This is a genomic window from Paraburkholderia panacisoli (assembly GCF_008369935.1).
GTDB classification, from domain to species: Bacteria; Pseudomonadota; Gammaproteobacteria; order Burkholderiales; family Burkholderiaceae; genus Paraburkholderia; species Paraburkholderia panacisoli.
Genome location: NZ_VTUZ01000012.1, coordinates 109,011 through 122,710, shown reverse-complemented (window position 1 = coordinate 122,710; position 13,700 = coordinate 109,011). Strand labels below are relative to the sequence as shown.

Here is a 13,700-nt window from a genome sequence, read left to right as displayed (position 1 = left end):
CCCCATGCGTTTTACGACGCATGGGGCTTTGTTTTGATGGCGTGGGTGGCGTGGGTGCCGCCCTCACGCGTCCGGGATGCGCAAGTCCGGATTGTTGCGCGCCAGCGCCGTCACCCATTCGATGAACGCGCGCAGCCGCGAACTCAGATTGCGGCGGTGCGCGTAGAGGACCGAAAGCGGCGTGCCGGGGCTCGTGTAGTTCGTGAGAATTTCCTTGAGCGCGCCTTGCTCGATCAGTTCGGCGACCATGAAGCGCGACGGCTGGATGATCCCGTGGCCGAGCGCGCCCGCGCCGATGTACACCGAGCCGTCGTTCACCGCGAGCACGCTTTTCATCGTGACCTTCGCGATCTCGCCGTCCACCTGGTATTCGAACGGGAAGGTCCGGCCGGTGCGCGCGGACACGTAGTTGACGGCGCGATGTTCGGCGAGTTCTTCGAGCGTGGTCGGCGTGCCGTATTTCTGCAGATACGCGGGCGACGCGCACGTGACGATGCGCGCCTCGCCGATGCGCCGCGCGACCAGACTCGACTCTTCCGGCGTGCCCATGCGGATCACGCAATCCACCGCATCCTGGATCAGATCGATGTTGCGATCCGCGAGACCGAGCCGCACGTCGATCTGCGGGTATTGCCGGTAGAAATCGTCGAGCGCGGGCAACAGCAGCGCGCGGGCGAGCGTGCCCGACGTATCGACGCGGATCGTACCGGCCGGATTTTCGCGCTTGTTCGACAGCGACGATTCAGCGTCGGCGACTTCGGCGAGGATGCGCACGCAGCGTTCGTAGAACGACGCGCCGTCTTCGGTGACACTCACCTGGCGCGTCGAACGGTTCAGCAGCCGGACGCCGACGTGTTCCTCCAGCGCCTGGATCGTGCGGCTGACTTTGGCGCGGGGCAGGTCGAGCGATTCGGATACTTTGGTGAAGCTGTTCGCCTCGACGACACGCGTAAATATCTCCATCGCTTCGAAACGGTCCATGTTGTGCCTTGTGAGTGATGGGCGGAGGTGGCCTTCGAGGAGAGTTTACAGGGTGGAAATATTGTTGTCCTGGGGGACCGGGCTCCGCGCCCGGAACCTTGCGCGGAGCGCGGCCAGAGCATGACTGGCGTGCCGCTGCCGGTTCGCGCTCCGGGCCGCTTCCGCCTGGTGGCTGCTGAAGGCTGCCTGTCGCGCCGCTCAATCCCGGTCGGGCGCGCCGAGCGGAAACAACGGACGATACGGCCGCGCTTCGTCGACCGCTCGCGCAAACGACGGCCTCGCCAGCAGCCGCTGGCGATAGGCTCGCACGTGCGCGAAGGCCGGGTCGATCGGATGCGTCCAGTCGGCATAGAAGAGGAACGGGCCGGCGCCGCAGTCGGCGAGGCTGAAGGTGTCGCCGGCGGCCCATTCGCGCTCGGCAATCACGTTGTTCAGCCAGGCGTACGAAGTGTCGAGCATCGCACGGGCGTCGGCGACCGCGCGCGGATCGCGCTCCGCCTCGGGGCGCAGACTGTCGTAGACGATTTTTTGCTGCGGCGTCGAGATGTAGTTGTCGAAGAAGCGGTCCATGCTGCGCACTTCGAGCGCGGCGCGCGGGTCGGCGGGCAGCAGCGGCTTCGGGCCCGGATGATAGAGGCCGAGATATTCGATGATGATGGTCGCCTCGACCACGGTCCGGCTGCCGTCGACCAGCACGGGAAAGCGTTTGATCGGCCACAGCGCGGCGAATTCGGCCAGCACTTGCGGGTTGTCTTGCGACAAAAGGCGCAGCTCGAACGGCGTGCCGTTTTCGTAGAGCGCGGTCAGGGCCTTCTGGCAGTACGAGGAGAACGGGTGGGCATAGAGTTTCAGGGTCATCGCGGTCACCTTGGGCGGTTGCGGGTGCGCCGTGGCGCAACGACGGCCGCAAGGGCCGTGTATGTCACGACGAACGGCGAGCGCGAAAATCGACAGCCGTGAATCGGGCTTGCCGCATTGAGCGCCGCCGGCAACCGGCCGCGCTCAATGCGGCAAGCGGACGTCGAACCGGTACGTCACCAGCCGTGCCAGCAGGATAAACGCGGTCGCGACCAGCACGCTATACACCGTGTCAAAGTTCACATAGTCCAGCAGCACGTACAGCCAGCAGCCCACGAACGCGCACGTCGCGTAAGGCCGCGAGTCGCGCAGGATCAGCGGCACTTCGTTGCACAGCACGTCGCGGATCACGCCGCCGAACACGCCCGTCAACACGCCCATCATCACCGACGTGAACCACGGCATCTGCGCGTCGTGCGCGATCGACGTGCCCGCGATGCTGAAGAGGCCCAGCCCCACCGCGTCCGCGACCAGCAGCACGCGCTCGGACAGCAGGCGTGAGGTCATCTTCAGCAGGGTCGGCGCGAACAGCGACATCACGAAGATCGCGATCAGATAGCCTTGATGCTCGACCCAGTAGAACGGCCGCCGCTCCAGCAGCACGTCGCGCAGCGTGCCGCCGCCGAAGGCCGTGGCGATCGCCACAAGGAAGGTGCCCACCGCGTCGAGCCGGCGGCTTCTGGCTTCGATTAATCCGGAAATCGCGTACGCAAAAATCGCCAGCGCTTCCATGATGGTCAGCGCCAGCGTCAGCCTTGGATGGATCACTGCGGCTCCGTCAGGGCTTGGGGTGCGCCGGCAACGCGCCCGGCTGCAACAGCACGACCACCGCGCCGGCGCCGCCGTCATGCGGCCGCGCCTGACAGAACGCGATCACTTCCGACTTCTGCACCAGCCACGCGCGCACTTTGCCCTTCAACACCGGCTCCTTGCCGATCGATCCCAAACCCTTGCCGTGGATCACGCGCAAGCAGCGCAAGCCGCGTTTCACCGATTCGCGGATGAACTCGGCGAGCGCCTCGCGCGCTTCGTCGCGCCGCATTCCATGCAGGTCGATTTGCGCCTGTACGATCCAGTCGCCGCGCCGCAGTTTTCGCACGACTTCCTGGCTCACGCCGGGGCGGCAGTAGGACAGCGTTTCGTCGGTTTCGAGCAGCACTTCGGGATCGAATTCGTCGGAGATTGCTTCATGCAGGACGGCTTCTTCGTCGAGCCTGGTTTGCACCGGCAGCGGCGGCGGGGGATTGCGCGGCAGCCTCGCGCGCGGCGGCGTCGCGAGCGGCGCGACTGCGCCGATCTCGCGGCGGAACAGGTCGGCGTCCGCCGCCGCTTCGCGCTGCGCCGCCGCCGCGACCGTACGTTCGCGCTCGCGCCGTTGCGTATCGACCTTCAAGGCGTCGCGCAGCGCGCCGAGGCCGGCGAGCCCCGCCGCTCGATCGAGCTTCGGTTGGGCGGCGGGCGCGGCCGGTTCAGGCGCGGGCTTCGCAACGGCGCGCGGGCGCTTCGGTTCGCTTGGGTGGGGGTGATTCTTCGGCATATCGGTAATACACGCAGAAAATGTAGGTCGGTCGCGCGATGATTGTTTACGGGCGTTCAAACGGATGCTGCGGCGTTGTGGCGAAGCGCTCGACAACGGGTCCGCGCGGCAGGCGCATTGCAAATGGGCGGCATGCGTGCGGTGCGGGCACGGCCAGCGCGAACACAGTGCAGCCCAAGGCAAACCTGCAAGGCAAACCCGCCACAAACCCCACCCGCCCACACGCAAAAAAGGCCGCCGGCTTTGCAGCCGCGGCCTTCTCTCAAACAGGCGGCCGGGTCACGCCCAACCACCATTTTACCGTCGCCGTTCAGCGCCGCCGATCAACGGTCGGCTTCCTGGCTCATCGCGTGCTCGCCGGCCATCTCGTTGATCGTTTCCAGATAGCGCTGCGCGTCCAGCGCCGCCATACAGCCCGTGCCCGCGCTGGTGATCGCCTGACGGTAGACGTGGTCCTGCACGTCGCCCGCGGCGAACACGCCCGGCACGCTGGTGGCGGTCGCGAGGCCGTTCAGGCCGCCCTTGGTGATGATGTAGCCGTTCTTCATCTCCAGCTGGCCTTCGAAAATGTCCGTGTTCGGTTTGTGGCCGATCGCGACGAACAGGCCCTGCAGCGCGATGTCGGTGGTTTCGCCGGTTTGCGTGTGCTTGATGCGCAGGCCGGTCACGCCGGATTGGTCGCCGGTCACTTCGTCGAGCGTGTGGTTCCACTTGATTTCGACGACGCCTTCCTTTTCCTTCGCCAGCAGACGGTCGATCAGGATCGGCTCGGCGCGGAACTTGTCGCGGCGATGGATCACCGTCACTTTCTTCGCGATGCCGGCGAGGTACAGCGCTTCCTCGACCGCGGTGTTGCCGCCGCCGATCACCGCCACGTGCTGCTGCTTGTAGAAGAAGCCGTCGCAGGTCGCGCAGGCCGACACGCCTTTGCCCATGAACGCTTCTTCGGACGGCAGGCCGAGGTACTGCGCGGACGCGCCGGTCGAGATGATCAGCGAGTCGCAGGTATATTCGCCCGAATCGCCGATCAGGCGAATCGGCTTCTCATCCAGTTTGGCCGTATGGATGTGGTCGAAAATGATTTCGGTGTTGAAGCGCTCGGCGTGCTCCAGGAAGCGCGTCATCAGTTCCGGGCCTTGCACGCCGTTGGCGTCGGCGGGCCAGTTTTCGACGTCGGTCGTGGTCATCAGCTGGCCGCCCTGGGCGAGGCCCGTGACCAGCACCGGCGCGAGGTTGGCGCGCGCCGCGTAGACCGCCGCCGTATAGCCGGCGGGACCGGAACCGAGAATCAGAACCTTGGCGTGTTTCGTTGAAGTTGCGGGCATGATTGAATCCTTATACGGCGCCGGGCTCGCCCATGCGAGGCCGTGCGACTTGAGCTGAGACTGTAGATGGGTGCCAGTGCGGCATTATAAAGGGCGGGGCGCGAGGCTGCTCCATGAAGCTTTCCGATCACCGCGATAGCATGGCCGCGGGTCCCGCGTGGTGCGGCACCGTGGCCAATCGGCCTCGTTACCGTCATTTACAGCCTTGCGCGGGACACTGCGTTTACAATAGGCCCGATCGAAGTTTCCGGTCGCCGGGATCGGAGCCGAAGCCCGCTGGGTGAGGCTCTGGCCGCGTTTGCGGCCGGCAATCGGCTACCCACGCAACAGGATCAATGGCAAAAGCTCCCTATTCCGCGAGCGCGCAGGCATTGCCGCACCGCATGTCGCGCCTTTTCACCGAAATCCGCTGGATCCTGCAGGTGGCGCTCGGCGTGTTCCTGCTAATGGCGCTCGTCAGCTACAGCAGGCACGATCCGAGCTGGACCCATTCCGCGCAGACCGACCATATCGCCAACTGGGCGGGGCGCGTCGGCGCGCGGACCTCGGACATCATGCTGCTGCTGTTCGGCCTGTCCGCCTACTGGTGGATCGTGCTGCTCGGGCGTCACATTTCCGCCAACTACCGGCGCATCACCCGTCACGAAGACGACCAGGAATCCGGGCCGCGCGGCGTGGGCTGGCTGGCGGACGCGTTTGCGTTCGTGCTGGTGCTGCTCGCGTGCAGCGGCATCGAGGCGTTGCGCATGTGGTCGCTGAAGGTGCAGTTGCCGGGCACCATGGGCGGTGTGGTCGGCGAGGCCGTCGCGCGCGGGGTGTCGCATGCGCTGGGGTTCACCGGCGGCACGCTCGCTTTGCTGATCGCGCTCGCCATCGGCTTGTCGCTGTACTTCCGTTTTTCGTGGCTGTCGGTGTCGGAGAAGGTCGGCGAATCGATTATCTCCGCCGTGACCTTCGCGAAGCTGCGCCGCGAGGCCGGCCGCGACCGCAAGCTCGGCGAAGCAGCCGCGGTGAAGCGCGAAGGCAAGGTCGAGAAGGGCCGCGTGCGGATCGAGGAACACGAGCCGGTCATGATCGTGCCGCCGCTCGTCACACCGGCCAAATCGGAGCGCGTCGAGAAAGAACGGCAAGTGCCGCTCTTCACCGATCTGCCCGGCGACTCCACGTTGCCGCCCATCTCGCTGCTCGACCCCGCGCCCGCCGCGCAGGAAACCATCTCCGCCGATACGCTGGAATTCACGTCGCGTCTGATCGAGAAAAAGCTCAAGGACTTCGGTGTCGAGGTGAGCGTGGTCGCTGCCTATCCGGGGCCGGTCGTCACGCGTTATGAAATCGAGCCGGCCACCGGCGTGAAGGGCAGCCAGATCGTCAGTCTGGCGAAGGACCTCGCGCGTTCGCTGTCGCTCGTGTCGATCCGCGTGGTCGAAACGATTCCGGGCAAGAATTTCATGGCGCTGGAGCTGCCGAATCAGCGCCGCCAGACCGTGGCGCTGTCGGAGATTCTCGGCTCGGCGGTCTATGCGGACGCCGCGTCGCCGCTGACCATGGGGCTCGGCAAGGACATCGGCGGCAAGCCGGTGTGCGCCGACCTCGCGAAGATGCCGCACCTGCTGGTGGCCGGCACCACCGGTTCGGGCAAGTCGGTGGGGATCAACGCGATGATCCTGTCGCTGCTCTACAAGGCGAGCGCCGACCAGGTCCGCATGATCCTGATCGATCCGAAGATGCTCGAAATGAGCGTCTACGAAGGCATCCCGCATCTGCTGTGTCCGGTGGTGACGGACATGCGCCAGGCCGGTCACGCGCTGAACTGGGCGGTCGCCGAAATGGAGCGGCGCTACAAGCTGATGAGCAAGCTCGGCGTGCGCAACCTCGCCGGCTACAACCACAAGATCGACGACGCGGCCAAGCGCGAAGAGAAGCTGCCGAATCCGTTCAGCCTCACGCCGGACGATCCGGAGCCGCTCACGCGCCTGCCGAACATCGTCGTTGTGATCGACGAACTGGCCGACCTGATGATGGTGGTCGGCAAGAAGGTCGAAGAGTTGATCGCACGGATCGCGCAGAAGGCGCGCGCGGCCGGCATCCATCTGATTCTCGCCACGCAGCGTCCGTCGGTGGACGTGATCACCGGCCTGATCAAGGCCAACGTGCCGACGCGCATGGCCTTCCAGGTGTCGTCGAAGATCGACTCGCGCACGATTCTCGACCAGCAGGGCGCGGAATCGCTGCTCGGCATGGGCGACATGCTGTATCTGCCGCCGGGCAGCGGCTTGCCGGTGCGGGTGCACGGCGCGTTCGTGTCGGATGAAGAGGTGCATCGCGTCGTCGACAAACTCAAGGAGCAGGGCGAGCCGAACTACATCGAGGGCATTCTCGAAGGCGGCGTGACCGGCGAGGGCGGCGAGGAAGGCGCGGCGGGCGCCGGTTCGACCGACGGTGAGTCGGATCCGCTGTACGACCAGGCGGTCGACGTGGTGCTGAAGAACCGCCGCGCGTCGATCTCACTGGTGCAACGGCATTTGCGCATCGGCTATAACCGGGCCGCGCGTTTGCTCGAGCAGATGGAGAACTCGGGCGTGGTGTCGGCGATGTCGTCGAACGGCAATCGCGAGATTCTCGCGCCGGCGCGGGAAGCGGAATAGGCCGGTGGGCCTTGCGCTGTGTGTAAGGCCGCTGGTGCAGTGAGTCAGAGCTCAAGTGAGGCTCACGGGATTCATAAGGCTCGTTTAAGGGCGCCTCCCTAATCTGTTGGATACGGCCCCGGAGGCAAGTCTCGGGGCCGTGCACCAGCAGCACGCCACCAAAGCCAAACGGCCGTCGCCCCTCCTCATCGCCCATCGCGGCCGTTCAACGAATTCACTCAAGGGAGAAAATCATATGCAGCGATTCGCGCAGCAGCGCGTTCGACAGAGCGCTCAATCCAGCCGCTTCGGCCAACTCGCGCGGACGATCGTGCGCAGCGTCGCCGGAATGGCGATCGGCGCGTCGGTGCTCGTCGCGTCGCAGGCATTCGCGAGCGGCACCGAACAACTAAAGACGTTCGTCGCGCAAGTCCACTCGGCGCGCGGCACCTTCGTGCAGCAGGAAGTGCGTGCGCCGAGCAAGGCGCAGGGCGCGAGCGGCGCGCTCTCCACCGGCGGTGCGGGCAAGACCGGCACGTCGAGCGGCACCTTCACGTTCGCGCGTCCCGGCAAGTTCATCTGGCAGTACGAGAAGCCCTATGAACAACTGCTCCAGGCAGACGGCGACAAGCTCTACGTGTACGACAAGGATCTGAACCAGGTGACGGTGCGCGCGCTCGGCGGCGCGCTCGGCGCGAGCCCGGCGGCGATCCTGTTCGGCAGCAACGATCTGGACAAGAACTTCACGCTGCGTGATGCGGGCGTGAAGGCCGGCATCGACTGGCTCGAACTGACGCCGAAGGCGAAGGACACGCAGTTTCAACGCGTCGGCATCGGCTTCAAGGACGGCAATCTGGAAGCGATGGAATTGCACGACGTGTTCGGCAACGTGACGCTGCTCACGTTCTCGAACATTCAGAAGAATCCGCCGCTGCCGGCCGATGCGTTCAAGTTCACGGTGCCGAAGGGCGCGGATGTGATCAACGGATAAGGCTGCTGCGGGTGTCGTTTCGCAGGCAAGGAAAGCCGCGCTTCGAGCGCGGCTTTTTCATTGCTGGGCGCTTGTCGAAGGCGTCCGTCCAAAGCGGCTGGAAATGCGCTACTCGTCTACGTCCAGACCCTGCGGCGGATGGGCGGCTTTCATATCGTCGATAAATGCTTCGACGATATCCGTTCGATGCTGCCGCGCCCGCGCGACCATATGAAACGCGACCCGGTAGCGCATGCGCGCCGGATTCAACGCGGCAAGCAGCCCTTGCTCGACGAACGGCGACGCGAAATGCCCCGGCAAATAGCCGAGGTGATGCCCGGACAGCACCAGCATCGCGACCGCTTCCATGTTGTCCGCCACGGCGGTGACGTTCTGCGGCGTAGTCGAACTCTCTGCTTCGGGCAGCGGATAACTGCGCCACGCCCATTCATGCTGGGCGGCCTCTTCCGCCGACACGTCGCCCGCCCGCGCGAACAGCGGGTGGCCTTTCGCGCAATAGGCGAACTGATCTTCGGCGAACACCTCGGTGTATTCGAGCGATGGCACGCGATGCCAGAAATAGCCGATGCCGATCTGAATCCGCCCGTTGAGCAGCAACTCTTCCAGCTCGCCCGGCGAGCGCACCAGAATCGAGAAACGCACCGACTGATCGCGCGCGCGAAAGCGGCCGATCGCCTCGCTGATGCGCGCGCTGGCCGATACCGGCGTGTGCCCGATCATGCCGATGTCGAGCGTGCCGACCAGCTTGCGGCCCACGTTGCGCGCCTGCATGCCGAAGGTGTCCACCGCTGACAGCAGTCCGCGGGCGGCCTCGATGAACTGCTCGCCGCGCGCGGTCAGGCTGAAGCCGCCGCGGCCGCGCTCGCATAGCCGGTAGCCCAGCCGCGTTTCGAGCGTGGCGAGCTGGGTGCTGATGGTCGACTGGCCGACGTTGAGCGTCGCCTGGGCGGGCGAGACGCCGCCCGCGTCGACGATGGCGAGAAACACGCGGATCAGCCGCAGATCGAGGTCAGTGAGCTGGGAGAACATGCGTCAGCATACATCGATCACGATCGATGTGAAGTTCGGCGAGGCGCTATTTCAAGTTCCGGAAAATTGCTCAAGAATCGGGATTCATCCCGGCAAGAGGCGGTTTTTACGTTGTCCTCGGGCCGGTCCGCACGTTTCTCGTGCCGCCCTTTTTTCATTGCCGAGCCACGATGAATACCTCCTCCTTCATTTCCCCCGACGCCGGCGAACGGCCGCAGCCGCTGTCCGGCAACGCAATGCCACGCTGCGGCGGCATCGCGACGATGATGCGGCTGCCGAACGTCGGCTCGGCCGCCGGGTTTGACGCGTGCTTCGTCGGCGTGCCGTTCGATCTCGGCACGTCGAACCGCACCGGCGCGCGCTTCGGGCCGCGCCAGATCCGCAGCGAATCGGTGCTGCTGCGGCCGTACAACATGGCGACCCGCGCGGCGCCGTTCGATTCGCTGCGTGTGGCCGATCTCGGCGACGTCGCGATCAATCCGTACAACCTGCACGACTCGATCGCGCGCATCGAAACCGCGTATGACGAAATTCTCCAGCACGATTGCACGCCGATCACGCTCGGCGGCGATCACACCATCGCGTTGCCGATCCTGCGTGCGATTCATCGCAAGCACGGCAAGGTCGGCCTGATTCACGTCGACGCGCATGCCGATGTCAACGACACCATGATGGGCGAGAAGATCGCGCACGGCACGCCGTTTCGCCGTGCGGTCGAAGAGGGCCTGCTCGATTGCGAGCGGGTAGTGCAGATCGGTCTGCGCGGCACGGGCTACGCGGCGGAAGACTTCGACTGGTGCCGCGATCAGGGCTTCGAGGTCGTGCAGGCCGAGGCGTGCTGGAACCAGTCGCTCGCGCCGCTGATGGCGCGCGTGCGCGAGCGGATGGGCGACGGCCCGGTGTACATCACGTTCGACATTGACGGGATCGATCCGGCCTTCGCGCCGGGGACGGGCACGCCGGAGATCGCGGGGCTGACGGTGCCGCAGGCGCTGGAGATCATTCGCGGCGCGCGCGGGTTGAACATCGTCGGCTGCGATCTGGTCGAGGTGGCGCCGCCGTACGATCCGTTCGGCACGACCGCGCTGCTCGGCGCGAATCTCGCGTTCGAATTGCTGTGCGTGCTGCCGGGCGTCGAGTATCGGGCGGCCGCGCGGTAAAGTGATCCGCGTCGCATGGCGCGTGATCTTTGAAGCGCCACGCGCAAAAGAAAAAGCCTGCAAACGCAGGCTTTTTCTTCTTCAACCGACTAGCGCAGACAACGCATCGCGAAGCGTCAAGCGTAAGCAGTCTTGCGCGCCGACACGAACACGAAGTAGCACACCGCGCCGATCACCAGCGACGGCAACGTCGCGCCGAGATTCGGCAGCCATTGATTGATCACCTGATACGCGGCGATGCCGATCGCCCACGCGATGAACGCGCTCAGATGCCAGCCGCCCGAGAAGCCATAGCGGCCACGCACGTCGGCCAGTGCGGCGGCTTCGATGCGGCGCTTGCGCACGATGAAGTGATCCATCAGCACCACGCCGAACAACGGCGCGAACACCGAGCCGATCAGCAGCAGGAAGTTCTGATACTTCGCCATCGGCACGAGCAGCGCGATCAGCGTACACAGTGCGCCGAATGCCGCCGACAACAACGGCACGCTGCCGCGCGTCCAGAACGTGCCGGTCGAGACGGCGGCCGAGTGGATGTCGGCGAACGCGTTGTCGATTTCGTCGATCAGGATCAGCAGCAGCGCGAAGCCGCCGCCGGCTTGGGCTAGCGCGCCGGTCAGCAGCGCGTCGCCGCCGCCGGCCGCGAGGCCATACACCGCGCCGAGCGCATAGAACCAGATGTTCGCGATCCCATAGCCGAGCAGCGTGCCGCGGAACGTCTCGCCGGGACGCCGGCCGAAGCGGGTGTAGTCGGCGATCAGCGGCAGCCACGACAGCGGCATCGCCACCACCAGGTCGATCGCGCCGCCGAACGGCATCTCGCCCGTGCCCGGACGTTGCATCAGTTCCGCGAGGTTGTGCCGTGCGAGCAGATTCCACGTGAGCCACACCGCGCCCGCGAGCAGCAGCCAGATGCCCCAGGTGCGCAGAAAACGCCGTACGAACGACAGCGGGCCGCTGATCGCCAGCAGCGTCGCGAGCAGGCCGAACACCACGGTCCAGATCAGAGGCATCGAGAAGCCGAACGCCTGTTTGGCGAGGGCGTCGGCGGAGTCGCGCATCACGATCACCTCGAACGAACCCCAGCCGACCAGTTGCACCGCGTTCAACACCGCCGGCACCGACGCGCCGCGCACGCCGAGCGTCGTACGCAGCGACGACATCGCCGCGAGCCCCGTGTCCGTGCCGATCACGCCGGCCAGCGCCAGCAGCACCACGCCGATCACACTGCCGATCACGATCGCCAGCAGCGCGTGCGGCAGCGAGAGCCCCGGCACCAGTAGCGCGCCGGCCTGCGCGACCAGCAGACCGATGCCGAGCGAGAACCAGAGCGCGAACGCGTCGCCGGTGCGGAACGCGCGGCGCGCGTCGGGCACCGGCGTGAGCGGCGCGTAGGTGGAACCGGCGTCGCCGGCGAGTGGATCTTGTGCCATCTGGTCTTGTCCCTGTTGGTGTTGCTTGCCAGGCCGCTTGACGGTCTGTGTGCTAGGTTGCTGGCGCAGCCGCGCTGGCCGTTGTTATCGGCCTTTGCCTGCGCGGCTGCGTCGTTGATTGCCAAGTTTTTTCCGGGGCGACGCCGCCCGGGTCATTCAACCGTGAGGCGCGGCCATCGTCCGAACGCCGTCACTGTCATAATGCAGGACGTTGCCCGCACCTTCGCGGGCCGTCTTTGCGCTCATCCGGCAGCACGCCGCCTTCATACGGGCCAAACGGACCGAACGGACCATATGGACCATACGGGACCGCGTCCGGAAAGCCGAGATTATCCCCAAAACGTCATGTTTGAAGAAACCCGTGCCAATGTTCCGCTCGCCGAACGCCTGCGGCCCCGCAATATCGACGAAGTGATCGGCCAGACCCATCTGCTCGGCCCGAACAAGCCGCTGCGAGTCGCATTCGAATCCGGCGAAGCTCATTCGATGATCCTCTGGGGCCCGCCCGGCGTCGGCAAAACCACGCTCGCGCGGCTCATGGCCGATGCGTTTCACGCCGAGTTCATCGCGTTGTCGGCGGTGCTCTCGGGCGTGAAGGATATCCGCGAAGCCGTCGAGACCGCGCAGATTCATCGCGCGAACGGCCATCAGACGCTGGTGTTCGTCGACGAAGTGCATCGCTTCAACAAGAGCCAGCAGGACGCGTTCTTGCCGCACGTCGAGTCGGGGCTGTTCGTGTTCGTCGGCGCGACGACCGAGAATCCGTCGTTCGAGGTGAACAGCGCGCTGCTCTCGCGTGCCGCCGTCTACGTGCTGAAAAGCCTCACCGACGACGAGCAGCGCGAACTGCTCGAACGCGCGCAGCAGGAACTGGGCGGCCTCACGTTCACCGACGAAGCGCGCGACGCGCTGATCGGTTCCGCCGACGGCGACGGCCGCAAGCTGCTGAACAACCTCGAAATCGTCGCGCGCGCGGCCGCGCAGCAAAAGACCACGGAGATCGACGGCGCGTTGCTCGGCAGCGCGCTCGCGGAAAATCTGCGCCGCTTCGACAAAGGCGGCGACGCATTCTACGACCAGATCAGCGCGCTGCATAAATCGGTGCGCGGCAGCAGCCCGGACGGCGCGCTGTACTGGTTCTGCCGGATGCTCGACGGCGGCGCGGACCCGCGTTATCTGGCGCGCCGCATCGTGCGCATGGCGTGGGAGGACATCGGCCTCGCCGATCCGCGCGCCGCGCGCATCGCGCTCGACGCCGCCGAAACTTACGAGCGCCTCGGCACGCCCGAAGGCGAACTGGCGTTGGCGCAGGCCATCATTTACCTGGCAGTCGCGCCGAAGTCGAACGCCGGGTACAACGCGTATAACGAAGCGCGCCGCTTCGTCAGCAAGGATCAGTCGCGCGGCGTGCCGGTGCATCTGCGCAACGCGCCGACCAAGCTGATGAAAGAACTCGGCTACGGCCACGAGTACCGCTACGCGCACGACGAGCCCGATGCCTACGCGGCCGGCGAGACCTATCTGCCGGACAACATGCGCGATCCGCACTGGTACGAGCCGACGCCGCGCGGTCTCGAGGGCAAGATCGGCGACAAGATGGCGCGTCTGGCCGAGCTGGATGCGCAATGGCGCAGCGAGAACAAGCGCAAGAAGGGCTGAGCTTTTCCGGCGCTTGCGTCGTGTCGAGTCGCACTTGCGTTGCTTTGCTTTCGACGCCGGGCCGGCGATCCGCCGCGCGTCGACCATGTAACGCACCGGCCGC

Annotated in this window: 11 protein-coding genes; 4 read left to right on the top strand and 7 right to left on the bottom strand. The window is 65.8% G+C overall.

Going from position 1 to position 13,700, the window contains the following annotated elements; translation table 11 throughout:
* Nucleotides 1-63: 63 nt before the first annotated feature.
* The 5 genes from FVF58_RS19580 to trxB all read right to left on the bottom strand — a co-directional run bounded on the left by FVF58_RS19580 (nt 64) and on the right by trxB (nt 4,701).
* Entirely contained in the window at nt 64-981 is a 918-nt protein-coding gene (locus FVF58_RS19580; protein WP_149671526.1) for a LysR family transcriptional regulator, read from the bottom strand.
* Nucleotides 982-1,179: 198 nt separating this feature from the next.
* Nucleotides 1,180-1,839, bottom strand: a complete 660-nt coding sequence (locus tag FVF58_RS19575) for a glutathione S-transferase family protein (RefSeq protein WP_149671525.1) — start codon at nt 1,837-1,839, stop codon at nt 1,180-1,182.
* Nucleotides 1,840-1,983: 144 nt separating this feature from the next.
* A complete protein-coding gene (locus FVF58_RS19570) occupies nt 1,984-2,604 on the bottom strand; it encodes a trimeric intracellular cation channel family protein (protein WP_149671641.1) in 621 nt (206 codons plus the stop codon).
* Nucleotides 2,605-2,617: 13 nt separating this feature from the next.
* Nucleotides 2,618-3,376 (bottom strand): Smr/MutS family protein, encoded by a 759-nt coding sequence (locus FVF58_RS19565; RefSeq protein WP_149671524.1) that lies wholly within the window; start codon nt 3,374-3,376, stop codon nt 2,618-2,620.
* Between the two features lie 323 nt (nt 3,377-3,699).
* The gene (gene trxB / locus FVF58_RS19560; RefSeq protein ID WP_149671523.1) at nt 3,700-4,701 is read right to left on the bottom strand and encodes a thioredoxin-disulfide reductase; all 1,002 of its coding nucleotides are present in this window, start codon (nt 4,699-4,701) and stop codon (nt 3,700-3,702) included.
* A gap of 335 nt (nt 4,702-5,036) precedes the next feature.
* On the opposite strand from trxB, the gene FVF58_RS19555 reads away from it, so the two are divergent.
* Both FVF58_RS19555 and lolA read left to right on the top strand, forming a co-directional pair.
* A complete protein-coding gene (locus tag FVF58_RS19555; RefSeq protein ID WP_149671522.1) occupies nt 5,037-7,346 on the top strand; it encodes a DNA translocase FtsK in 2,310 nt (769 codons plus the stop codon).
* Between the two features lie 235 nt (nt 7,347-7,581).
* Entirely contained in the window at nt 7,582-8,316 is a 735-nt protein-coding gene (lolA, locus tag FVF58_RS19550) for an outer membrane lipoprotein chaperone LolA (RefSeq protein WP_149671521.1), read from the top strand.
* Between the two features lie 108 nt (nt 8,317-8,424).
* Here lolA and FVF58_RS19545 read toward each other — a convergent pair whose 3' ends face one another.
* On the bottom strand, nt 8,425-9,345 hold the full coding sequence (locus FVF58_RS19545; protein WP_149671520.1) for a LysR family transcriptional regulator: 921 nt from the start codon (nt 9,343-9,345) through the stop codon (nt 8,425-8,427).
* 170 nt (nt 9,346-9,515) lie between these two features.
* Here FVF58_RS19545 and speB point away from each other — a divergent pair, with 170 nt between their 5' ends.
* Nucleotides 9,516-10,505: an agmatinase gene (gene speB, locus FVF58_RS19540; protein WP_149671519.1), complete on the top strand. Its 990-nt coding sequence runs from the start codon at nt 9,516-9,518 to the stop codon at nt 10,503-10,505.
* A 116-nt stretch (nt 10,506-10,621) separates the two neighbouring features.
* Here speB and cytX read toward each other — a convergent pair whose 3' ends face one another.
* Nucleotides 10,622-11,938 carry a putative hydroxymethylpyrimidine transporter CytX gene (gene cytX, locus FVF58_RS19535; RefSeq protein WP_149671518.1) on the bottom strand — a complete coding sequence of 439 codons (1,317 nt, stop codon included), beginning with the start codon at nt 11,936-11,938 and terminating at the stop codon, nt 10,622-10,624.
* 345 nt (nt 11,939-12,283) lie between these two features.
* Here cytX and FVF58_RS19530 point away from each other — a divergent pair, with 345 nt between their 5' ends.
* Nucleotides 12,284-13,597, top strand: a complete 1,314-nt coding sequence (locus FVF58_RS19530) for a replication-associated recombination protein A (RefSeq protein WP_149671517.1) — start codon at nt 12,284-12,286, stop codon at nt 13,595-13,597.
* The last annotated feature ends 103 nt before the right edge of the window (nt 13,598-13,700 follow it).

What these genes read in the sequence shown, in the direction of transcription:
- speB (WP_149671519.1), top strand. Translation starts at nt 9,516, where the DNA reads ATGAATACCTCCTCCTTCATTTCCCCCGACGCCGGCGAACGGCCGCAG.
- FVF58_RS19575 (WP_149671525.1), bottom strand. Translation starts at nt 1,839, where the DNA reads ATGACCCTGAAACTCTATGCCCACCCGTTCTCCTCGTACTGCCAGAAG.
- lolA (WP_149671521.1), top strand. Translation starts at nt 7,582, where the DNA reads ATGCAGCGATTCGCGCAGCAGCGCGTTCGACAGAGCGCTCAATCCAGC.
- trxB (WP_149671523.1), bottom strand. Translation starts at nt 4,701, where the DNA reads ATGCCCGCAACTTCAACGAAACACGCCAAGGTTCTGATTCTCGGTTCC.
- FVF58_RS19565 (WP_149671524.1), bottom strand. Translation starts at nt 3,376, where the DNA reads ATGCCGAAGAATCACCCCCACCCAAGCGAACCGAAGCGCCCGCGCGCC.
- FVF58_RS19580 (WP_149671526.1), bottom strand. Translation starts at nt 981, where the DNA reads ATGGACCGTTTCGAAGCGATGGAGATATTTACGCGTGTCGTCGAGGCG.
- FVF58_RS19555 (WP_149671522.1), top strand. Translation starts at nt 5,037, where the DNA reads ATGGCAAAAGCTCCCTATTCCGCGAGCGCGCAGGCATTGCCGCACCGC.
- FVF58_RS19530 (WP_149671517.1), top strand. Translation starts at nt 12,284, where the DNA reads ATGTTTGAAGAAACCCGTGCCAATGTTCCGCTCGCCGAACGCCTGCGG.
- FVF58_RS19545 (WP_149671520.1), bottom strand. Translation starts at nt 9,345, where the DNA reads ATGTTCTCCCAGCTCACTGACCTCGATCTGCGGCTGATCCGCGTGTTT.
- cytX (WP_149671518.1), bottom strand. Translation starts at nt 11,938, where the DNA reads ATGGCACAAGATCCACTCGCCGGCGACGCCGGTTCCACCTACGCGCCG.